A 21359-nucleotide genomic window follows, 5' to 3' on the forward strand; every position below is an offset into this window, starting at 1 on the left:
GGAATCAACTTCTACGGAGACAACTCTTGAACAAATTCGTTCTCGTTATCGGCATCGCACTTGGGTCCATTATGACAAGCGCGTCCGTGCAAGCCCAGGACGCGGTCGTTGCGGCTTCCAACCCGAACGCTTTATTTACCAGCCCGGATTCCAAGCTTCACGCCAACAAACAGGTCGCCTACAAGATCATTCTCGAACTTCTGGAGGCCGGACATTGGGAAAAGGCCAGCCAATATCTGACGGACGATTACATCCAGCACAACCCCAATACAAAGAGCGGCTTGAAGGCAGTTGTGGCTTATTTTACGGAAGTTCTCAAGGTTCAGCCAAAGCGCATTCCAGACGGGATTTCCATGAAAGTCGCCGATGTGGTTGCCGAAGGTGACCTCGTGGTCGTCACATATTCTCGGACCGAGAAAGATCCAAGGGATTCGTCGAAGAGCTACAGCACGACCTGGTTCGACATGTGGCGCATCAAAGACGGCAAGGCAGCAGAGCACTGGGATTCGGCATTGCTGAACGAAGCTCCTAATTTGCGCTGAACGCGGCGCCCTTCATTCTCAAAATATTGCAAATTACTCTTCTAAGTTGCGATTCCATCGCAACGAAATTCCTCCCTATTTGAAAACTTGGAGTTTATCATGGAACGTCGCGACTTTCTGACATTGGCGGCCGGGACTGCGATTACGACAGCGCTTGCTCCTTCTCTTTTACGGGCGCAAACACCAGCATTCGAGGCACAAACGGTTCAAGGCACCGTGATGCCGACATTGGGTAAAATAACTGGAACATCCCTGCCATTGAACGCTCCTGCTGAAGCCGGGATTCGATATCGCCCCCGCTATCGATTTGGAATGGGAGGCACGCAAATCGGCAATATCTTCGCGCCGATAAGTGACGCTCAGGCACACGCCACTTTGAATGCAGCGTGGGACGGCGGCGTTCGCCTATTCGACACGTCGCCTTTCTATGGCCATGGCTTGTCCGAACATCGCTTGGGCACATTCCTCAGAACCAAGCCACGTGACCAATATCTGGTCTCGACCAAAGTCGGGCGCGTATTCCATCCCAGCCGTGAACCGCTTGCCCCGGATTTCTGGGCGGAAAAGCTCAATTTTTCGTATGAGTACGCCTACACAGCGGAGGGTGCCCGCCGTTCTGTAGAAGACAGCTTGCAGCGCCTGGGGCTCTCCAGTATCGACATTGTCTACATTCACGATCTGGGACCTGACAATGCCGAGCTACCGCAGCCTTGGACGGGTTCGTATGAGATTGCTCGAACGGGTGCGATGGTCGAGCTCGAACGTATGCGTGAGGACGGTTTGATCAAGGCCTGGGGATTTGGCATCAATCGCCCGGAAGCGGCTGTTCTTGCGACGACTGGAGATGGCCCAACACCCGACATCGTCCTTCTGGCTTGCCAGTATAGCCTCATCGATCACGAGGAAGCGATCACCCGAACGTTCCCTGCGCTTGCTGCCAAAGGGATCACAGTGACCTTGGGTACGCCGTTGAACGACGGATTTCTCGGGGGTCGCAACCGCTATCATTTCAGTGACAAGCTTCCTGCTGGCGTTGTCGAAAAGCGAGTACAGCTTGCAGAAGTCGCGAAACGCCATGACATAGACATCCGCACCGCTGCCCTTCAGTTCGCAGCGGCCCCGCAGATTGTCTCATCAATTGTCCCTGGTTCGCGCGTACCAGGTCAGGTCGAAGCCAATATTCAATCCATGAAAGTGAGTATTCCCGTCGCTTTCTGGGACGAGTTGCGCGAACGCAAACTTATCCTGTCTGACGCACCTGTTCCAGCATAATCCGACTGCGGAACAGCCCACTTGGCGAGCCGGGTTCATTCAAGGGGAAAACCGTGAAAACTTTGACACTGATTCCTTTGATCGCGGGCGTCATCAGCATGCCGCAAGCGGTTGAAGCTGATGAAGTCGTTAGGTTCGCCAAGTTCGGCATTGATCGAAACGAAATCACCATTGCTCGATTTGAAGCCTTTATTCAGGCTCACGGTGTCAGATCAGTGGCAGAACGTGAGGGTGGCGGGCATGAATGGGGCGTAGGTTGGGAGCGCCGACCGGGGTGGAACTACCTTGCGCCATTTGGTGAGGTCGTCGAAAACAAGGCACTCCCTGCCGTTCATGTGAGTTGGAGAGAGGCGAACGAATATTGTATATGGGTGGGAGGACGCCTCCCGACGCGAAATGAATGGAGTGAGGCAGCTTACAAAGAGCAACGTGAGAACGCGCCACCTGACATGATCCGGGGTGAAATTTATCCCTATCCGACGGGTTCTGACGGTCGGGGAGCCAATACAAGCAACCCTGATCCGTGGCCACAGCTTTCGCCCATAGCAACAACCAAGGCGGGTGTGAATGGACTTTTCGACATGGGGGGCAATGCGTGGGAATGGCTTGCAGATAGACATGGTGATTCAGCGCTCACCGCAGGTGGCTCGTGGTGGTATGACCGGGAAAAGATGACAGCCCTTTCAATGCAGTGGAAGCCAGCTGAATTTTATGCCGTCTATGTTGGCTTTCGCTGTGCTTATGATCATCCGTAGCGGTCGACACACACATCGAATGACAAAGGATACCGACGGCGTACCTGTGGCCAGTAGCGCTCACGGTTGCCGACATCCGTCGCCTCAGCTCAGTAGCGTTGCGCTTGCCAGCAGCCCATTGGGCCTCGAGCCATTCGAGACAGGTCTCCAACGAACTCTCTCCTGACCAAAAGACGCCGTTGCGTTTCCCCTTAAGCACTTGGCGGACCAAACCCCGGCTATGACCGGCACGGCGCACGATCTCCTTTATCATGGCACCATCCCTCGCGAGCGCCATGATGGCAGCGTTCGTCTGTTCTAGCCGGAGATAGCTTTGGTATTGAAGGCGTTCGGCGTAAGCGTTAAGCTGACCCCATCTGGCGCAGACATAGAAGCTCACAGTTTGTGAATCGTATATATGCAATACAGGCATACGCTCTGACTACGCCAGATGGGGCCAGCTTAACGCTTACAGTAGTCCTATGAGTGGGACATCTTGTGCGTGATCTCCCCTGAAGCCTTGCCTGAACAGATAAAGCTGATCAGCGCTGCGCTCGAGAACGCGGTGATGTTCCTGGAACTTCGCAAGCGCGCCATGCTGCCTTTGAAGAGCGGTCAAGCGGTTCGGCCTGCGCAGCCAGCCAACCAGCTGCGCGACGGCGATTTCGCAGCCAATGGGGTAACCCCTTGCGCAGAGCCGCTATTTCACCGGTTTCTTGGGCGCAAATGGAAGTACGGCGCGATCCACAACACAGAACATGCCGACAACGTTCTCAAGGGATTGCTTGGCATTACCAGCAAAACGCAACTCAACAAAGGGCATCGTAAAGTTAAAGGACTGGTGGCAAAGGTCTCGGCCGCGGCTCTCGCTTATGCTGCCTGCAGGCGTGCGATCTTATTCCACATTTGCATGGCCGCGGCTCTCAGTTCGCGGTGATGGTGGGACGGGACATCGTGGCGTGGAATATGGAAGAGATTGGCGACCGGGTCATGAATGGAGACGAAACGCTGGAGATGTCGGGCTGACTTGAAGCCCTTCATGATCCACTCTCGCCGTCGTGTCGGTTGATGGGAATTCTCCGCCCGGTTATTAAGCCCTTTGTGTGAACGATGATCGACGCCGGGCATGATGTCTTGCTTGGCAGCGCCGTAGGATCGCAGTTTGTCAGTGATCATGACGCGCGGCGAATGGCCCTGTCCTTCAAGAGCTTTCGCATCAAACGTTTGGCGGCCTTGGTATTGCGGCGGCTCTGCACCAGCACGTCGAGAACGAAGCCATCCTGATCGACAGCCCGCCACAGCCAGTGTTTCTTGCAGCCAATAGAGATGACGACTTCATCGAGGTGCCACGTGTCGCCGAGCTTTCCGGCTGAACGCCGCCGGATTTCATTGGCAAAGTGGCGCCCGAATTTTTCGGCCCAAAGACGGACTGTCTGGTGCGAGACAATAATCCCGCGCGCCGCCAGTAAGTCTTCGACCATCCGCAAGCTGAGCGGGAAACGAAGATAAAGCCAGACGGCATGAGCAATCACTTCAGCTGGGAACCGGTGGCGGCGATAAAGGGGATCACGAACGGCTTGGGTCATGCCGAAAGATCGCACACGCCAATCGCCGACCGGTTGACGTTACAGTGCCACCAGACCTCCTCATGCTCACCGCCTGGCAGTTCCCGCCATCAAGGGTGGCGGTGCTGGTTGTCTTTTAGATCGGTAGGAGTGAATAGCCCCGAGATTTGTCGACGCCTTCTTTCCTAATTCTGAGGCAGGAACAGCATCATGAGGAAATCGAATTTCGACGACGAGTTTAAGCGTGACGCAGTGCTGTCATATCACTGAACGGGGCTATCCGGTTTCAGAAGTTTCACAGCGGCTGGGTGTCAGCCAGCAATCGCTTTAGGAGTGGAAGAAGACGTTCTCCTCGGTGTTCGTTAGCTAGGGCAGCGACCAGTTAGAGGAGATCAGGCAGTTCAAGAGAACCACCGCTTCGACCGTGTGGAAAAAGCGACGTTTCGCAGCGGCATGTCCCGCCCCGGCTGGGCGGTCAATGTCGTCACCACCTCCTTTGGCGACAAGCGCTATGGCTTTGCGGCTTCGGCGGTCTGTAGCGTCAGTGACGCGCCGGCAACGCTTCTCGTCTGCAACATTCGAGCGAGTTCGTGTTTCACGCGTTAGTGAACGCGCGCAACTTCTGCTCAACAAGCGGATGCCAGGCCAAGAGGAAATCACCAACGTCTTTGGCAGAAAGACGCAGATGAAAGACCCTTTTGCACTTGGTGATTGGAGGGAAGGGGTGCAGGATCAGCCAGTCCTGACCAACGCCTTGGTTGGCTCCGAATGCGAGTTCCCAATGCCATCGATGAAGCAATCCGCCGCGTCTTCTTCGGGCGGTTGATCGACATTCGTGAGAACGGAGCACAGGCAACGTTGCTCTGTTGCATGCACCACTATCTCAATGGCTAGGCTACAATTACGGGTCGGTGGTTCGCCGCCCTCCAAGACGAGAGGATATGACTACCTCTACCCCAAGACCATCAGGCGGATGGCATAGGCTAAGACCGAAAGAAGGGCAACGCTGGCGAGCCAGATGCCGACGAACCAGACCATCCGTTTTACGCGCAAGGACAGCATCAGTGATATCCCTCATCGGGATCGATCTTGCCACGAAACACCCAATAGGCATATCCGGTGTAGCCGAGAATGACTGGAATCAGCACGCTTGCGCCCACCAGCAGGAACGCCAGAGAGCTATCCGGCGCTGCCGCCTCCCAGATCGTCAGGGACCCCGGCACGATATAGGGGTAAAAGCTGACGCCAAGACCTGCAAAACAGATGATGAAAATGCCCAGGGCTGCCAGAAACGGCTGAAGATGTTTGTCGCGCGTCAAACCCTGCCAGAGGGCCGTTGCACACAACGCGACAAGCAGCGGGACGAAGGCCGAGAAGAAAGCGGTTGGCCAGCCAAACCAGCGCTCGAAATAGACGCCGTTGATAAAGGGTGTCCAGATGCTGACTGCGCCAATGAGGGCCAGAGTTCCGGCAGCCGTCATGATTGCAAGCTTGCGCGCTTTGGCCTGCAACTCACCCACCGTCTTGAGGTTGAGCCATGTCGCGCCGAGCAATGCGTAGCCCACAACGACCGCAAGTCCCGTCGTGATACTGAACGGCGTCAGCCAGTCCCACCATCCGCCGGAATAGGCGCGGTTGGTGATCTGGATGCCTTGAACCAGAGCGCCGAGAGCGATGCCCTGCATCATGGCTGCGACTGTGGAGCCGATGCAAAAGCCCCAATCCCACCAGATGCTGCCGCGTGTCGTTCGCCAGCGGAACTCGAACGCAACACCCCGGAAAATCAGCCCCAGCAACATAAGGATGATCGGCATGTAAAGCGCCGACAATACCGTGGCATACGCGACGGGAAAAACAGCCATCAACCCGCCACCACCCAGCACCAGCCATGTTTCGTTTCCATCCCACACCGGAGCGATGGAATTCGTCATCACGTCGCGGTCATGTCTTTTGGGGAAAAATGGAAACAGGATGCCGATGCCCAGATCGAAGCCATCGAGGATGATATAGGCCAGCACGGCGAAGGCGATGATGGCAGCCCAGATAAATGCGAGATCAAACATCATGATGGGCTCCGTAAAGGTTCTGCGTCGGACCGGGCGTTATCCCCGCCGTGCGGGTTGGGGCGTGATCCAGTTCATGATCCTCGTCGAGCACAGGCGTGCGGCGCATCAGCCGCAGCAGATAAAAGACACCAGCCCCGAACACGAGAAAGTAGACGATGATGAACGCGAGGAGCGACGCGCCAACGGCTGGTGCCGCCACGGGTGAGAGACTATCAGACGTCCGTAACAGGCCATAAACCGTATAGGGCTGGCGGCCCACTTCGGTCGTGTACCAACCCGCAAGCACCGCCACAAATCCCGATGGTCCCATCAGTACCGAGGCTCTGTGAAGCAGGCGGTTGTCATAGAGACAGTCTCTCCACCGCGCCCAAAGCGACCAAAGGCCAACGAGCAGCATCAGTACGCCGAGCCCCACCATGACCCGGAAGGTGATGAAAGGTATGAGTGCTTTAGGACGATCGTTTTTATTCCATTCTTTCAGGCCTTTGATCTCGCCGTCCAGCGAATGGGTCAGGATCAGTGAACCAAGCCTTGGTATCTCCACTGCGTATTTCGTCACTTCGGCTTCATCATCGGGAATTCCGAACAGAATGAGCGGCGCGCCACGATGAGTTTCATAATGGCCCTCCATGGCGGCTATCTTCGCTGGCTGATGTTCCAGCGTGTTGATGCCGTGCAGATCGCCGACGAATATCTGGATTGGGGTGACGAGAGCCGCCATCCACATGGCCATGGAAAACATGACCCGCGCCTGCCGATTACTCTTGTCTCGCAACAGGTGATAGGCGCCGACAGCACCAACGCCAAAGGCCGTGGTCAGGAATGCGGCCAGCACGGTGTGAACGAGACGATAGGGAAAAGACGGATTGAAGATGATCTTCCACCAGTCCGCGGGTAGGAACTGTCCGTTTTCACCGATGGTAAAACCCTGCGGTGTCTGCATCCAGCTGTTGGCCGACAAGATCCATGTGGCGGAAATGAGTGTGCCGACAGCCACCATGGCAACGGCAAACATATGCAGGCCATCGCCTACACGTTTGCGTCCAAACAAGGCAATGCCCAGAAATCCGGCCTCGAGAAAAAACGCGGTTAAAACCTCATAGCCCATGAGCGGGCCAATCACCGGCCCGACCTTGTCGGAAAACACCGCCCAGTTCGTACCGAACTGATAGCTCATCACGATACCGGACACGACACCCATACCGAAGGTGATGGCGAAGATGGGTTTCCAGTATTCGAATAGCTTTAAATAAACCGGGTCGCGTTTCCACAGCCAGAGGGCATTCAGTACAGCAAGGTAGCTGGCGGTGCCGATCGAGAAGGCAGGGAAGATAAAGTGAAAGGACACCGTAAACGCAAACTGTATGCGCGCCAGAAGCTCCGCACTGAAACCATCAAACAATTTGACCTCCATTAAGGCACGAGATTGCTTGTCGTTCTATTCCTGTTTGCGCCGTGCGGCTCCGTGCCAAATGACCGCGTGCCAAAACATCACACGCGGCATTGTGACGCTCTCGTCAGCCAAAGTCGCAATCAATAAGCAGTCTCGCCGACCTCTTCAGGAAAGTTTTCAGTTTATAGCACGCGGATATTGTTCGCGTCTTATTATGGAGCCAGATTCACAGGGGGAACGCAGACTTCTAGTGCCGCCAATTGGTAATCATGATGTGATCAGAAAACGCCAACGCGCAACATGTATTGCGATTACTGCGCATGTACGCAAGCGGGTGAAGATCGTGCGGCTCATTTTTCAGACGGGAGGCATAAAAGCCGTCACTATCATACATGCTGTGAGACATTGACGGGTGTCGTCAGCCTTCGGTTCGCTACGCTCCCCAATGGACAATCAACGCTGAAAACAAAGGCCGCCTCAGTCGAAGCCGATGCGACCTTTGACTTGATACACTCGATGTCAGGCCGAAACGTCATCCAGCCATTCTTTAACACTGCGGGGCGCTAGGCCTAGGAGCTGTTGCGCGCTTGTGTCTGCAACAATTACATTTTCATCGAGCTTTGAGAGAGCTTGATAGAAGGCCGCAACATTGGCAGCGGCAGGACCAAACATCGGTTCCAGCAATTTGCGGAATTCTTCCGGCGACTGTGCTTCGAATTGAACCGGCCGATTAAACCGCGCGGAGAATCCGTCAGCCAGTCTAGCACCGGTCATTCCCGGCAGGTGTCCTACACCAACAATGCCAGAGACCGTATGGTCCAACAGCAATCTTTTGGCGACCTCGGCAACGTCTAGGTGCGAGCTCCAGGATACCGGCAGATCCGCACGGATTGGATACAAGAGAACGCCGTCTTGCTTCACGCCGCCTACCGCCATGGGTAACAGCAGATTTTCCAGATAAAGGCGAGGCGCAACGATGGCATGAGATATTTGACTGTCTCTGACGCCGCGCATGAGTATTCCCATGGCGCTGTCTTCAGGCGTTTGAACCGATGACCCGGGCTGGTCAATGACCGCTCCGCTAGTGGAAATTACCACGCGCTTGGGCTTCGCTAGCTTGATCGCCTCCAGAAAATTGCGCGCATACTCGATGCGTACAGCTTCTGGGGCCTGTGGTAGATGGAAGAAGACCCCATCCGCATCTGTGTAGGCAGATACAAGGGATTCCACGGAGCCGTTGTCTGCTACGAGAGAACGCTTGCCCCCAGACTTGGCAGGATCGCGAACCACGGCAAGCACGGTTTCTCCCTTTGCGAGCAACAGGTCGAAAAGCGGGCCACCTTGGGCTCCAGTCGCGCCGTGAACCATGAAAGACATTGTTTGCTCCATTTCCGTTGAACATTGGAGCCTATTGGTGCATGATATGCATCAGTTACGTCAAATGCACTAATGGAAGAAAATTTGATGGCTGTGAAAAAACTGCCGTGTTGTGGGGTCGAGCGATTTCTGCTTCTTCTCGATGGCCCCTGGGCAACCCTGATCGTCCGTGAGCTGCTGGGCGGGCCGCGTCGCTTTACCGAACTGCGCGGAATGCTGCCTGGGATCAGCGCGCACACGCTCACTCACCGCCTCAGACGCTTTGAAGAGCATGGTCTGGTGACGCGAATGGCTTACGCAGAAACGCCTCCGCGTGTCGTCTACGAACTGACGGAACTCGGGATGTCTTTGCACGACATTCTTTTTGCCATGAAGGACTGGGGTGACACACTTCCCGATGAGATCCTCAATCGCGGCACGATGTCGCCGGTCGAGTAGCAGCGCGGCGAGCTTGGACGCGACGTTGAAGGGCGAGACACAACGTGCCTCGGGTGCAGATTGATCGGTGAAGGAGCCAATTTTTCATGTCTGCAAGGCACATCTTGGCGGTTCTGGAGCCACCGAATGCTTCGTGTCGCGATCCTTCATTCGCGAGAGCTGTACTTGCGCCCGAAATCTCTGGCGATATTCTCTCTGCGCCAGCCCGACAATCCTAAAGAAGACCTTGCGAAACGCGCCCGGATCGAAATGACCGACTTCCCAGACAATGCGCTCGATAGGTGAAAGCCCAAACTGCAGGAGCTCCTGCGCTCTGGCGACTAGAAGGCGTTGAGCGCAGTCCGTCGCAGTCATGCCCGTCGCTTTTTGAAAACGATGCAGGAAGGTCCGTTCTTCCAGCCCTGCCTGCTCGGCCAGGTTCGCAAGTCCGGTTTCGTTGCCGCCATTCGACCTAAGAAAATGCTGTGCCTTTACGATAGCTGCGTCACCGTGAGTCAGCCGCGGGGCGAACCCGCTGTAATCGCGCTGCTCACGTCCCGGCGGATCGACTGGCAGCCTGCGCGCGGTCCGCGCCATAACCATAGGACCAAGAAAACGTTCTACCAGCTTTAAACCGAGATCGGTCCACGCCATTAATCCACCCACCGAGATAATGTCGCCGCCGTCGATTATCAGCCGATCGACGTCCAGTGCTACCTTAGGAGAGCGGTTGTGGAAGTCATCGGCAGATCCATAATGGGTCGTAACCGTCCGCCCTATGACAATACCGGTTTCTGCCGGAAGGAACAACGCCAGCTTCGACCGGCCTTTTTGCGAAGCGTTTTCTCCGATATTCGCCGGCAAGGCCTGGGCCTGCTCGAATTCAGAGATCGACTGGTCGGCTCGTGGATACGAAGGCACCAAACTTGGCTATCTGATCGGGCAGGCGGGGTGTTTTCATGAGGGTCACCGCGCCGTCGATGACTGTTTTGCTCTTCTTGAGGTCCTGGATCGCAAGGTCGATGGCTCAGCGTCCAGCGCCTTCACCGAACTCTACCAGGCCAGCCGAAGGTCCCGGGTACGCATTTTCGCCGAAAACAGCCCCTTCGACATGAAAGACCATCTGAAGGCGCGCGGCTATCGCTGGTCGGATGGCAGCGACGGTCGCTCCAAATCATGGTGGATCGAAGTTGGTGAAGGGGCGCTCGCCGATGAACTCCAATATCTCGTACCGAAATCTACCGCTGTCCCGACGCCGATCCACCGATCAAACGCCTAACCGCCTTTGATCGCTTCCGAGCCTGACAATTTGGGCCCGATCCATGCTTCGCGCGCAGGGCCGATCTGACCCCTTATGTCTTATCGCAGGGCGGCCAAAAGCTATGTTCCAATCATCGAAACGACGTTGAAACTGCACAAGGTTGTTCACTAAGCCGCTTCCTTCGATCACATTTTAAATGGCACGACGCTCGCCGATGAGGCGGACGTTTCTGCATCTGAGCGGTCGCCAAGGATTTTGACCGAGGAAGTTAGTCTCTGAATGTTGCCTTGCGCATTTCGCATGGCTGTACTGCAGAAAAGCCTGTTTTCTAAGCGCTGATTTTCGCTATCTTCATTCTCACAGAAGCAATGCACCTCCTCCCGCAAAGCTTCGGTTTCAGATGTTCCACTCCTCCTCCCAAGGGGCGTCTGTAAGAACTGCGGCACTCCTCCTCCCAGCCGTCGTTCTGTTCTTTTCGAAAAGCCTGCCGCACCTCCTCCCGCGGCAGGCTTTTTCATTTTGCAGTTGATTAGTGCGGGGACTTGGCTGCGCTTTTCGCCCGCGTCCCTCGGCCTTAAGGGACGATAGGGCGATGCCCATGAGGCGTACCGGCTGCCCGCCTTTCCTTTCGAACCAGAAAAAGCGATGCTATGGCTGTTTTCACGCGGGAATAAACGAAAGTTGACCTGACATGGCGTAAAGCGGAAGCCTCATATTTTAGCAGCCTTGAATTCGCCGAATTTTAAGTCAGTGTTAAGGAATACATTCCTTTTCCGGAGATCGCCCATGGCGCTTGGCGCATCGCATCGCTTGCAAGAAAGTCTGGCGGCGGTCGAAACAATGACACGTTTCGCCCTTGCCGTTCTCGCACTCGCTTCCGGCGTCTACACCTATCTGGGTGTGCGCAGCATTCTGGATGGCTCGCCGACCGCGGTCTTTTTTGCCGCCATCATCTATTCCGCCTCCGTGTCCGTCGGCATTTATGCCTTCTGGTCCTACATGGCGCGGTTTTTTCCGCACGTCACCAGTCGTTCTAGCCGTACCGCGATGCTGGCGGTGATGGCGGTTGGCTGCGTGATGATCCTGGCCATGTCGAGCTGGTTGAATGCTGCCGCGCTCGCAGGATCGGCGGCACTTGAACAGCATCTCGCGGAAACGGTCGAGGATTACACGGAAGATCTGGATCAGGCGCACCAGAATGCGCTGGCAGCACAGAGCCTGTTGCCGGACATTCAACGTGCTAAGGAGCGCTTCACCCAGCTTGCGGCATCCGAACGGCAGTCGGGCGCGCTGACGGGCACCACCGGTTCCGGCAGCGTCGTTTCGCTGCTGTCGCAGATGTCGTCGCAACTGAACGAACTGGAAAATGGTATCAATGCTTCGCGTGAGCAGGTCACCAGCCTATTCAATGAAGGCCAGAAACGCCTCGAGACCATGCGTGGTCTCGTCTCGGCACCCGGCGTCGTCGAACCACGCGCAGACAAGTTCTCGTCGGAAGTCGTGGCCTTGACCGGAGTCATTACCTCGCTGGGGCAAACCTCGATCGCTCCTTCCATCCGCCGTGCGGCCGACGATCTTTCGCTTGGCTTCATCGCTCCGATCCCCGACGGCGACGAACAGGATCTGATCACCCGTCAAGACCGCGTGATGGAAACCATCCGCACTTCGGTTGCGGCGCAATCCAAGGTGTTGTCGGACGCCGCCGACGAAATTCTCTCGCGTGCTCCGGTGGCTGAGCGGCGTTTCGTGCCACTCTCGTCGGCGGAAGCCGTTCTGCGCTATGCGTCCGACTTCATTCCAGCATGGGCAGGGGCTATTTCCATCGACCTGTTGCCAGGTGTCATGGTGTTCATTCTGGCCGTGGTGAATGGTGCAATCCGCGGGCAGGAAGAGACCATGCCGTTCGCCGAAAGGATCACCGTGGCAGAACTGATGCAGACTCTGGCGATGCAGAAAGCCATTGCAGCGGAAGCCATGTCAGCCACCGAAGATGCCATTGCCGAAGCCGAAGACAACAAGAACGACACGGAGGCCAACAATATCACCAGTCTCGGTCTCAACAAAACACCGCGCAAGGGTCCGACCACATGAAACCGGCATCCGCGCTCAAGGCATTGATCAGCGTGGACGACGGCGTGCTGATGCGCTGCGCCTTCTACGTGCTGCTTGCTGCAGCGGTCGCCTTTCTGGTGATCGACATCCGTGAGATCAGCACGGCCGAAGCGGCGCGACCGGGTCTCGAAACATTGCCGGACGTGCCGACCTTTCTTCCGCCGACAACCGCGCCAGGAGCGCATGGCGCGCCGCCAGTCCAACCCTCGAGCCCGGAGGAAGTCTTACGCAAGTCGATGACATTTAATCTTGTCGCGGGTGGCGTGCTTGTTGCTGAAGGCACTATCGACCCCGGCGCAGCCGGCCGTTTTGCCACCGAGGTCGAGGCCCGTGGCGAGTATATCAAAATGGTCTCTTTGAATTCACCGGGAGGTTCGGTCGATGACGCCATTGCGATGTCCAAGCTGATCCGGGAGAAAAATATCGCCACAAAGGTTGCGGAAAAGGCGCTTTGCGCCTCCTCCTGCCCAATCGTGTTTGCCGGTGGCGTGACACGATCGGCCGAAAAAGATGCCGTGGTGGGCGTCCATCAGGTGTTCAATGGCGGCATCGACCGCCCGTCACCGGAGCAAGCGATGTCCAGTGCTCAGGCAACCACCGCGCGTGTCGCGCGACATCTCGACGAAATGGATATCGGCGCCGGTTTGTGGATCCATGCGCTTGAGACCCCGCCCAACCAGCTCTATTATCTCACGCCCGCAGAAATGTCGGAATACCGGCTGACGACCGACGCGATCCCTGTGCCCGGACCAAGCGCTGGCTGATGCTCGATCAGACATGTCGAAATCCGGTGGCCATACCCGGAAAGCCTCGAATAGGTAGCCGCACAACAGGTAATGCAAGGCGCTTTAACGATTCCGATAAAATTCAAATAACACTATCGGCTTAGCAAATCCCGCGTAGGAACATGAGCGGGCTTTTATGAACTGCACGTGTTTCGACGAGCCATTTGACCCTGTCATACGCACCGAAGAAGACCCTGGCCGACAAGCAAAAATAAATAGATATCAGGATCATTCTTCAGCGCCGGAAGGGGTCAACCTTGAAAGCCGGATGGCATTTAGCGACATGCTGTCTATCTGCCCTAGAACTCTTCCCAGCTTGCTTGTGAGGCTGTAACAGCTGAAGCGGTTGCCGTCCTACGAGGCACCATGACACCGGATGGGCGTTGCACTGGCGCGCGTGAAACGGTCGATGTTACAGTTTTTAAAGCCGTTTGCCGTTTGGTATCGGTAATTTTTGTCATTTGCGAGCGACTTACACCCTCGAAACGGAACTGATCAAGTAATTCGAACAGTGCACCAGCCTCCTTTGCCAGTTCGTGGCTGGCCGCTGTTTGTTCCTCCACCATCGCAGCATTCTGCTGAGTGCCTTGGTCAACTGTATTGATGGCCCGGTTGATTTCGCTCAGTGCAGTCGACTGCTCACGTGAAGCCTCTACGATCGCGGTAATATCGGCATTGATGCTCTCGACGTGGGAGGCGATCTCTTGAAGAGCCGTACCTGCTTTCGTCACCAGGGTTACGCCGTTGCTGACATGTGAACCAGACGCGGTGATGAGGGTCTTTATCTCCTTTGCCGCTGTCGCTGAGCGCTGAGCGAGTTCACGCACCTCTTGGGCAACCACGGCAAATCCCTTGCCGGCTTCTCCAGCCCGCGCCGCTTCAACACCAGCATTCAAAGCCAGCAAATTCGTTTGAAACGCAATTTCATCAATGACGCCGATGATGTTTGAAATTGCCTTTGACGATGCATCGATCTGATCCATAGCGCCGATCGCTTCACGAACGACATCGCCTGAGTGGTTGGCGTGGTCCTTGGTTCGAGCAACAAGACGACCAGCTTCCTCAGCACGCTGGCTGGAATCTCGCACGGTCGTGGTTATCTGTTCTAAAGCGGCAGCAGTTTCCTCGACAGAAGCCGCCTGTTGCTCTGTGCGCTTTGCCAGATCGTCTGCAGACATACGGATTTCATTAGAGCCAGCGGTAATTGCTTGTGCATTCTCGGCAACCGCCACCATCGCGAGCTTTAACTTCTGAGATGCAGAATTGAAGTCTGTTCTAAGCCTCTCCAGCGAGGGAATAAATGGTTGATCGATCTGTTGCGATAGGTCTCCGTCAGCAAACCGCGTCAATCCAAACGCCAACTGCTCGACGTTTTCCACGCGACCAGTGACATCGGTGGCAAACTTAACGACCTTGATGATCTTTCCAGTTGGATCGAAAACCGGATTATAGGATGCTTGGATGTAGACATGACGTCCGCCCTTCCCAATGCGTAAAAATTCATCAGCAACATATTCACCCATGCGTAGCCGGGTCCAGAATTCCAAATATCTTTGGGAGTTTGCCTCCGCAGGCTCGACAAACATGCGGTGGTGTTGACCAACGATTTCATTCAGTGAATATCCGAGGGCCTTCAAAAAGTTTTCGTTTGCCGCAAGAATCTTGCCCTCAGGTGTAAACTCAATTATCGCTTGAGCGCGCGAAACAGCCGCGAGCTTTGCCCCGCTATCAAGGCCATCCATTTTGGTCTGCGTAATGTCATTTGCAAACTTGATGATTTTGAGAACCTTACCACTGCTGTTTTTGACAGGATTATAGTTGCCTCTTATCCAAACGTCGTTGCCGTCTTTCGCGATTCGCCTGAACTCGCTGCATTCAAAGGCGCCGCCCTGAAGTTTTCGCCAGAATGCGGTATATTCAGAGGAACCGGCATACTCTTTTTCGACAAAGATACGGTGATGTTGTCCAACAATCTCTTTCTCGGAGTATCCCATCAGATCACAGAAATTCTTGTTCGCCCGAAGGATATTGCCCTGCGTGTCGAATTCGATGATAGCAAAGGAGAGATCAAGTGCTGAGAGGACCTGATTGGAGTTGGAAGCAAAAATGTTTATCATCGCGGGCGCCTGGAGTGAGGAAATTCCTAGCAGAATTATATCCAAAGATGATTAATATATTTTACCAAAGCAGCAATGTCCTGAGTATAATAAAGGTCGGTTTTGGCGTCCAAAGTGAGGTCAGAAAAGCTGTCACTGGCTGTAAATCGCTAGGCTCATGACTCGTTAAATCATAGCCAGAAGATAACCGTTGCTGCGATGCATATGCTTGAGAAGAAAGTGTGCGCGTAGCGATCATATCTGGTGTGAATTCGGCGCCAGTCTTTGAGCCTGCCGAACATGTTTTCAATCTTGTGGCGCTTTTTGTAAAGTGCAGGATAATGCGGGATTACGACCTTGCGGTTTGCTCTGGCAGGAATACAGGCGGTGATCTTGCGCTGCGCCAGGGCATCTCGAAACCAATCGGCGTCGTAACCCTTGTCAGCCAGTAAGGTCTTGGCGTTTGGAAAGGCGTCAATCATCCGTGCGGCACCTTTGTAATCGCTCATCTGCCCCTCGCTCAAAAGCAGGATCAGCGGCCGACCATGATCGTCGCAGACAGCGTGCAGCTTGGAGTTCAGGCCGCCTTTGGTTCGTCCGATACGTCGGGGAACATCCCTTTTTTAGCAGACTGGCTGAGGTGCGGTGGGCTTTCAAATGGGTCGCATCGATCATTAATTGATCTGGCTCGCCACGCTTGGCGGTCAGTTCAGCGAAAATCCGATTGAAGACGCCAAGCCTGCTCCAGCGGATGAAGCGGTTATAGATCGTCTTGTGCGGACCATACTTTCTTGGCGCATCGCGCCATCGCAGTCCGTTACGCAAGACGAAGATGATGCCGCTCAAAATCAGCCGGTCATCAACGCGTGGCACGCCGTGTGACAATAGAAAATACGGCTCAATGCGGCGCATCTGCGCCTCCGACAGAAGCATCAGGTCACTCATCGCAGCGTCTCCGTTTGATCTTAGTGAATCAAAACGAACAAACACCCGCAAGCTGTTTAATAGGTCCTGAACCTAGCTGTGCAGCCGAGCAGGTTTAAAGCCCTATCGGAGAGTGATTCAGGGTGCCGAAAGTTCGAATCCTACCAAGAGCGAAAGTACTCCCCATAACCAGATGCAAAGTAAGTTCGCATCTGAACGGTTTTTCCCGCCTTGAGTGTCGACATATATGTCATCACTTTGTTGCGTAAGTGCAACGGTTTGCCAAGAAGCGCTTAACTGGTAACCGACAGACCTACACATGCATATCCTGACGTTCGTATCGCTGGAAGCCCTATCTGTTTGAAAACCTGATAATTTTACACATGTTTTTTTGAGGTTGGATACAAACTGTTTTAGTAGACTAGAATCCCTCTAAGAAACTAAGCTTGCAGCATATTTTAAACTGGGATTAAAGCATCGGAATGTCTCGTATAATGACGGGATGCCAAGCTTGAAGTCCCGAAAATGAAAAAACTGACACGCTTTGATAATGCGTCAAATACGGCAAGCGGCAAGCGCGATGCGGCTACAACAAGGGGTCGGGTGTTTTCCGGAAACGATCCTTACCTTGCCAAAAAAGGCGACCAATAATTGGCTTGGGATCTGCACGGACTTTTCCTTCGCCATGCAAACGGGATTACCCGTTCTTTGCGTAGGCGCGGGCTGAGCGAAGAGACGGCTGCTGACATTACCCAAGACACGTTTCTGCGCGTACTTTTGGTGCCACCGGCAGAAAATGTCACCAATTCCAATCCAGCGGCTTATCTTTATCAAGTGTCACGCAATCTCGGCATAAATCATCAGCGGCGGGAACGCCTGATGGAAAGGGTCGATCTTGGCGATGAAAGCGTCGCAAATATCATCGATCCATCTCCGCTTCCTGACACGGTGGTATATGACCGTCAGAGGCTGCGGCTGACAGAAGAAGCGCTTGCGGAACTGCCGGACCGCACACGCCGCGCATTCGAATTGCACAGACTGGGTGAGCGCACCATCAGTGACGTCGGGCGGGAAATCGGGTTGTCCACCTCGCGCACCTGGGCTTTGATCCGGGACGCTTATCGCCATATTGTGATACGAACTGGCGGCATGTGATTTATTTTGGTGGTATCAGCAGAAAATTGCGGCGGTTCGTTTGTAGTAGATGGTAAGGGCGATCCGCGATGACATCGCTTTGGGCACCAAAACCGGAAAACACGCATGAACGTTGCCGCGCCAGATCCCCAACGACTGCTTGATGAGGCCATCGATCTCGTCATTCGTTTGCAGGTTGATCCCGGCAATTCAGTAACCCTCGAAATGATCAGGACGTGGCGCAAACGCGGCCCTGAATATGAGGAGGCCTGGTCCCGCGTGGCGGACGCCCACGGTATGAGCGGCAAGGTTCTGACCGACCGCGCAACTGCCGAAAACCGCAAAAGACTAGGACTGACAAGGCGCAATTTTGTCATTGGCGGCACTGTTGGCCTCGGCGCGGCACTAGCCGCAACAATTTATGGCCCTTCCATAATTCTTCAGGCCAAGGCGGATTACTTTACCGTAAAAGGTGAAATCCGCGATTTCCAGCTCCCGGATGGCAGCGTTGCGACACTTGGACCAGAGAGCGCAATCGCGGTGAATTACACACCTGAAAAACGTGGCATCGACCTCCTTTCAGGCATGTCGTTTTTTGATGTTGTCGCAGAGCCCCGCAGACCATTCGCAGTTCACACCGGCGGCTTGACCGCAACGGCAATCGGAACGGCCTTCGATGTTGCCAATGATGCGGGCATCCTCACAGTTTCTGTCGACCACGGCATCGTCGAAGCCCGCACGTCAATATCGTCGCTGGAAACCAGCGAGCGTTTGGAACAGGGTGAGTGGCTGTCATTTGATCCCTCGTCGGACGGCATCCAGCGCGGCATGCGCGATTTGGGTCAGATCGCTGTATGGCGCGATAATATCATTGTGGCCGAGCGCGAAACTGTTTCGGCCCTCATCGCGAAGATCGGTCGGTGGTATCCTGGCAGGATCGTGATCGCTGACCCGTTTGTCGGATCGCAGCGGGTCAGCGGCCTGTTTGACCTTCGCAATCCCCAACGCGCGCTTGAGGCCGTGGTGCTCCCGGCAGGCGCACAGGTCAGACGTATATCGTCCAATCTGACGATCATTTCGCCCGTCTGAAAATAATTCCGAAAAAAGAGAAAAAATCGAAGCCCAGTTTGTAATAACTACAGGGGTTACGATATCGACACTTACGGCACGCACCCCTGCAACACGATCGAGCAGGAGAATAGGGGCTATGGTGCAGCTGTCGGGGAACGGACGTAAAACAAATGGCAAACGCAAAGCGCTGATTACCGCGCTGATGATGAGCACCAGTATCGGCTTGGGCATCGCTGTGACGGCAAGGACGGCATTCGCGCAGGCGGCGGTGCAGACGAATTTCTCGATCAATGCCGGACCCCTCAATCAGGCCCTTATGACATTTGGTCGCCAGACAGGCCTTCAGATCACCTATCTTGCATCGATTGCAGCTGGAAAATCGTCACCCGGTTTTTCTGGAAACGGGACACGCGAGCAGGCCCTTGCCGGCATTCTGAAGGGTTCCGGCCTGACATATTCCTTCCCGAATGCGACGACTGTGGCGATTGTCGCTTCTGGGCCACTCGCCTCAGGAGCCAATGTCTCGGCCGATGGATCGACTGTGCTGGACACCATCATCGTTGATGGGGCCACAAACGGTGCCAACAGCTTCGTCGTGGCGAATAGCTCGTCGGGAACAAAGACAAATGCACCTCTGGTCGAAGTACCACAATCCATTTCCGTTGTGGGTCGCAAACAGATCGACGCACAAAATGCGCAATCCGTTTCCGAAATCCTGCGATATGTCCCCGGTGTTACAATAGAAACCTATGGTCCTGATCCAAAAGGTTATGACTGGATCATGATGCGCGGCTTCAACGCCCAGTCCACCAGTTCCTATCTGGACGGGCTACGCCAGATTTCAAGCGGTTACAGCTTCTTCCGTACCGATCCTTATCAGCTTCAATCGGTTGAAGTGCTGCGCGGTCCATCATCTTCGCTCTACGGTCAGAGCGATGCTGGCGGCATCGTCAACAAAATCTCGAAGAAGCCGACAGATAAACCGGTCCGCGAGGTCGAAGTTGAATATGGCAGCAACCAGCGTGCGCAGATCGGGTTCGATCTTGGTGGCCAGGTGAATGACGACAAGTCCGTCATGTACCGGGTGACCGGTGTTGCCCGGAACAGCAACACGCAATTCCAGTATTCAGATGGAACCGATATTGGCGACGACCGGCTGATGATCGCGCCTTCTGTCACATGGGCACCGGATTCAGACACGTCGCTCACCGTGACCGGGCAGGCACTGCGCGATAAAAGTGGTGGCACAGTCCTGATGTTCACGCCAACCAACACGCTGGTGGGTGATCATACCTTCAACAACAGTGTCCAGGAACAGCAAACGATCGGATACGAGTTTTCCCATCGCTTCAGCGACACGTGGACCGTTCGTCAGAACCTGCGTTACGGCCACGCAGAATTCAAGCTCGACAATCTCCTGGCCACTGGAATGGATGCTTTCAGCAATCTCATCCGCGGCACCCGCCGTTTTGATGAGAGCCTCGATGCGCTGACGATAGACAATCAGGCGCAGGCAAACTTCGATACTGGAGCTTTTGCGCATGAACTGCTGCTGGGCCTGGACTATGCGCGCTCGGACGCTGATGTGAAGCGCTATAGCGGATCGGCTCCTTCGCTCAATCCGAACAACCCGGTCTATGGCGTCAGCGTTCCGCAGCCCACCACGGCATTCGCGAATTACAAGGAAAAATATCAGCAGATCGGGCTTTACGCGCAGGACCGGATCAATCTGACGGATAACCTCATCGCCACGCTTGGTGGTCGTTACGATTGGGTCGATATCGACACGAACAATCGCCTCTCAAGCACGAATTCGTCTCTCGATGTTGGCAATTTCAGCGGTCGGGCAGGGCTGAGTTATAAAACGCCGTGGGGCCTTGTCCCCTATGTCAGTTATGCAGAATCCTTCGTGCCGAACACCGGCGTTTCCTCCTCTGGTACTGGCTTCGACCCATCAACCGGACGCCAGTGGGAAGTTGGCGTAAAATATGAACCGGTGGGCATCGATGCGCTATTTACGGTGGCATGGTTTGATATCGTCAAGTCGAACGTACTAACACCCGAGCGGAACGCCGCCGGCGCGTTGACGAATTTCTTTGTCGCAACCGGCGAAGTGCAGTCACGCGGTGTGGAGTTGGAAGGCAAGTTCAGCATCGCAAATGGCTGGGACCTGACTAGTTCCTACACCTGGACAGATGCCGAGATTACGAAGGATAATTCAGGCTTTGTAGGCAAGACACCCTATCTGGTCCCCGAACATCAGGCGTCCGCCTGGCTGAACTATACCGTTGATGACGGCGTGCTGGAGAGTCTGTCGATCGGCGGTGGTGTACGGTATGTCGGCGATAGCTTCGGTGACAACGCCAACACCGTGAAGGTGGATGGCCGTACCCTGCTCGATCTGGGGGCCAGCTACAAGGTGAGCGATAACGCAACCGTCTCTCTTAACGCCACCAATGTGTTCGATAAGAAATACTACACGACATGCGAAGACAGTATGTCTTGCTACGAGGGCGATCGTCGCAGTGTCATCGGTCGCCTCAAGGTGAATTTTTGAGGTCAACGGTTGTGACAACCACCGAGTCTCCGGGCCGTTCGCAGCCCGGAAAT

At 55.0% G+C, this 21359-nt stretch carries 19 protein-coding genes and 2 pseudogenes; 13 read left to right on the plus strand and 8 right to left on the minus strand.

Annotated features, from left to right (window positions below):
• Positions 1-26: 26 nt before the first annotated feature.
• From RMR21_RS18295 to RMR21_RS18310, 4 genes are all read left to right on the plus strand, one after another.
• Positions 27-542: a nuclear transport factor 2 family protein gene (locus tag RMR21_RS18295; RefSeq protein ID WP_498670879.1), complete on the plus strand. Its 516-nt coding sequence runs from the start codon at positions 27-29 to the stop codon at positions 540-542.
• Between the two features lie 99 nt (positions 543-641).
• Positions 642-1814, plus strand: a complete 1173-nt coding sequence (locus RMR21_RS18300; protein ID WP_498670880.1) for an aldo/keto reductase — start codon at positions 642-644, stop codon at positions 1812-1814.
• Positions 1815-1867: 53 nt separating this feature from the next.
• Positions 1868-2569: a formylglycine-generating enzyme family protein gene (locus tag RMR21_RS18305; protein WP_498670882.1), complete on the plus strand. Its 702-nt coding sequence runs from the start codon at positions 1868-1870 to the stop codon at positions 2567-2569.
• Positions 2570-3050: 481 nt separating this feature from the next.
• Entirely contained in the window at positions 3051-3485 is a 435-nt protein-coding gene (locus RMR21_RS18310; RefSeq protein ID WP_498670883.1) for a hypothetical protein, read from the plus strand.
• Here RMR21_RS18310 and RMR21_RS18315 read toward each other — a convergent pair.
• Positions 3419-4134: pseudogene (locus tag RMR21_RS18315) on the minus strand (IS6 family transposase). The gene RMR21_RS18310 and the pseudogene RMR21_RS18315 sit on opposite strands and share 67 nt — an antisense overlap.
• 747 nt (positions 4135-4881) lie before the next feature.
• On the opposite strand from RMR21_RS18315, the gene RMR21_RS18320 reads away from it, so the two are divergent.
• Positions 4882-5007 carry a hypothetical protein gene (locus tag RMR21_RS18320; protein WP_498670884.1) on the plus strand — a complete coding sequence of 42 codons (126 nt, stop codon included), beginning with the start codon at positions 4882-4884 and terminating at the stop codon, positions 5005-5007.
• Positions 5008-5064: 57 nt separating this feature from the next.
• Here the strand turns inward: RMR21_RS18320 and RMR21_RS18325 are convergent, their stop codons facing one another.
• The 4 genes from RMR21_RS18325 to RMR21_RS18340 form a co-directional block, all read right to left on the minus strand.
• The gene (locus tag RMR21_RS18325; RefSeq protein WP_498670885.1) at positions 5065-5175 is read right to left on the minus strand and encodes a DUF2474 family protein; all 111 of its coding nucleotides are present in this window, start codon (positions 5173-5175) and stop codon (positions 5065-5067) included.
• A complete protein-coding gene (gene cydB / locus RMR21_RS18330; RefSeq protein ID WP_498670886.1) occupies positions 5175-6179 on the minus strand; it encodes a cytochrome d ubiquinol oxidase subunit II in 1005 nt (334 codons plus the stop codon). The genes RMR21_RS18325 and cydB overlap by 1 nt, the downstream gene beginning before the upstream one ends.
• On the minus strand, positions 6169-7581 hold the full coding sequence (locus RMR21_RS18335; RefSeq protein ID WP_498670887.1) for a cytochrome ubiquinol oxidase subunit I: 1413 nt from the start codon (positions 7579-7581) through the stop codon (positions 6169-6171). The genes cydB and RMR21_RS18335 overlap by 11 nt, the downstream gene beginning before the upstream one ends.
• Before the next feature lie 510 nt (positions 7582-8091).
• Complete coding sequence (locus RMR21_RS18340) at positions 8092-8949, minus strand: NmrA family NAD(P)-binding protein (protein ID WP_498670888.1); 858 nt, start codon at positions 8947-8949, stop codon at positions 8092-8094.
• A gap of 87 nt (positions 8950-9036) precedes the next feature.
• Between RMR21_RS18340 and RMR21_RS18345 the strand changes: the two genes are divergently transcribed.
• Positions 9037-9387, plus strand: coding sequence for a winged helix-turn-helix transcriptional regulator (locus RMR21_RS18345; protein ID WP_498670889.1), 351 nt, complete (start codon positions 9037-9039; stop codon positions 9385-9387).
• An 84-nt stretch (positions 9388-9471) separates the two neighbouring features.
• Here the strand turns inward: RMR21_RS18345 and RMR21_RS18350 are convergent, their stop codons facing one another.
• On the minus strand, positions 9472-10176 hold the full coding sequence (locus RMR21_RS18350) for a GlxA family transcriptional regulator (protein ID WP_498670890.1): 705 nt from the start codon (positions 10174-10176) through the stop codon (positions 9472-9474).
• Here RMR21_RS18350 and RMR21_RS18355 point away from each other — a divergent pair.
• The 3 genes and pseudogenes from RMR21_RS18355 to RMR21_RS18365 all read left to right on the plus strand — a co-directional run.
• Positions 10172-10671, plus strand: a pseudogene (locus RMR21_RS18355) (3'-5' exonuclease); the annotation flags it as partial. The gene RMR21_RS18350 and the pseudogene RMR21_RS18355 sit on opposite strands and share 5 nt — an antisense overlap.
• 742 nt (positions 10672-11413) lie before the next feature.
• The gene (locus RMR21_RS18360; protein ID WP_498670891.1) at positions 11414-12718 is read left to right on the plus strand and encodes a hypothetical protein; all 1305 of its coding nucleotides are present in this window, start codon (positions 11414-11416) and stop codon (positions 12716-12718) included.
• A complete protein-coding gene (locus RMR21_RS18365; protein WP_498670892.1) occupies positions 12715-13503 on the plus strand; it encodes a COG3904 family protein in 789 nt (262 codons plus the stop codon). The genes RMR21_RS18360 and RMR21_RS18365 overlap by 4 nt, the downstream gene beginning before the upstream one ends.
• Before the next feature lie 320 nt (positions 13504-13823).
• Here the strand turns inward: RMR21_RS18365 and RMR21_RS18370 are convergent, their stop codons facing one another.
• Both RMR21_RS18370 and RMR21_RS18375 read right to left on the minus strand, forming a co-directional pair.
• The gene (locus RMR21_RS18370) at positions 13824-15641 is read right to left on the minus strand and encodes a methyl-accepting chemotaxis protein (protein WP_498670893.1); all 1818 of its coding nucleotides are present in this window, start codon (positions 15639-15641) and stop codon (positions 13824-13826) included.
• A 170-nt stretch (positions 15642-15811) separates the two neighbouring features.
• Positions 15812-16565, minus strand: a protein-coding gene (locus RMR21_RS18375; protein WP_498671799.1) for an IS5 family transposase whose coding sequence is annotated in 2 segments (ribosomal slippage) — positions 15812-16229 and positions 16228-16565 — 756 coding nt in all. Because the reading frame shifts where the segments join, the coding sequence is not laid out codon by codon here.
• Between the two features lie 504 nt (positions 16566-17069).
• On the opposite strand from RMR21_RS18375, the gene RMR21_RS18380 reads away from it, so the two are divergent.
• The 4 genes from RMR21_RS18380 (at position 17070) to RMR21_RS18395 (ending at position 21306) form a co-directional block, all read left to right on the plus strand.
• Positions 17070-17195, plus strand: coding sequence for a hypothetical protein (locus RMR21_RS18380; RefSeq protein ID WP_498670894.1), 126 nt, complete (start codon positions 17070-17072; stop codon positions 17193-17195).
• Positions 17196-17699, plus strand: coding sequence for a sigma-70 family RNA polymerase sigma factor (locus RMR21_RS18385; RefSeq protein ID WP_498670895.1), 504 nt, complete (start codon positions 17196-17198; stop codon positions 17697-17699).
• Positions 17700-17804: 105 nt separating this feature from the next.
• The gene (locus RMR21_RS18390; protein WP_498670896.1) at positions 17805-18767 is read left to right on the plus strand and encodes a FecR family protein; all 963 of its coding nucleotides are present in this window, start codon (positions 17805-17807) and stop codon (positions 18765-18767) included.
• Between the two features lie 118 nt (positions 18768-18885).
• On the plus strand, positions 18886-21306 hold the full coding sequence (locus RMR21_RS18395) for a TonB-dependent siderophore receptor (protein WP_498670897.1): 2421 nt from the start codon (positions 18886-18888) through the stop codon (positions 21304-21306).
• Positions 21307-21359 lie beyond the last annotated feature (53 nt).

It is taken from the genome of Agrobacterium sp. rho-8.1 (assembly GCF_033957725.1).
Taxonomy (GTDB): Bacteria; Pseudomonadota; Alphaproteobacteria; order Rhizobiales; family Rhizobiaceae; genus Agrobacterium.

Bases quoted from the DNA above. Each gene is read 5' to 3' on its own strand.
- RMR21_RS18300 (WP_498670880.1), top strand. From the start codon at position 642: ATGGAACGTCGCGACTTTCTGACATTGGCGGCCGGGACTGCGATTACG.
- RMR21_RS18320 (WP_498670884.1), top strand. From the start codon at position 4,882: ATGCGAGTTCCCAATGCCATCGATGAAGCAATCCGCCGCGTCTTCTTC.
- RMR21_RS18325 (WP_498670885.1), bottom strand. From the start codon at position 5,175: ATGCTGTCCTTGCGCGTAAAACGGATGGTCTGGTTCGTCGGCATCTGG.
- cydB (WP_498670886.1), bottom strand. From the start codon at position 6,179: ATGATGTTTGATCTCGCATTTATCTGGGCTGCCATCATCGCCTTCGCC.
- RMR21_RS18340 (WP_498670888.1), bottom strand. From the start codon at position 8,949: ATGTCTTTCATGGTTCACGGCGCGACTGGAGCCCAAGGTGGCCCGCTT.
- RMR21_RS18345 (WP_498670889.1), top strand. From the start codon at position 9,037: ATGGCTGTGAAAAAACTGCCGTGTTGTGGGGTCGAGCGATTTCTGCTT.
- RMR21_RS18360 (WP_498670891.1), top strand. From the start codon at position 11,414: ATGGCGCTTGGCGCATCGCATCGCTTGCAAGAAAGTCTGGCGGCGGTC.
- RMR21_RS18365 (WP_498670892.1), top strand. From the start codon at position 12,715: ATGAAACCGGCATCCGCGCTCAAGGCATTGATCAGCGTGGACGACGGC.
- RMR21_RS18370 (WP_498670893.1), bottom strand. From the start codon at position 15,641: ATGATAAACATTTTTGCTTCCAACTCCAATCAGGTCCTCTCAGCACTT.
- RMR21_RS18380 (WP_498670894.1), top strand. From the start codon at position 17,070: ATGAAAAAACTGACACGCTTTGATAATGCGTCAAATACGGCAAGCGGC.
- RMR21_RS18390 (WP_498670896.1), top strand. From the start codon at position 17,805: ATGAACGTTGCCGCGCCAGATCCCCAACGACTGCTTGATGAGGCCATC.
- RMR21_RS18395 (WP_498670897.1), top strand. From the start codon at position 18,886: ATGGTGCAGCTGTCGGGGAACGGACGTAAAACAAATGGCAAACGCAAA.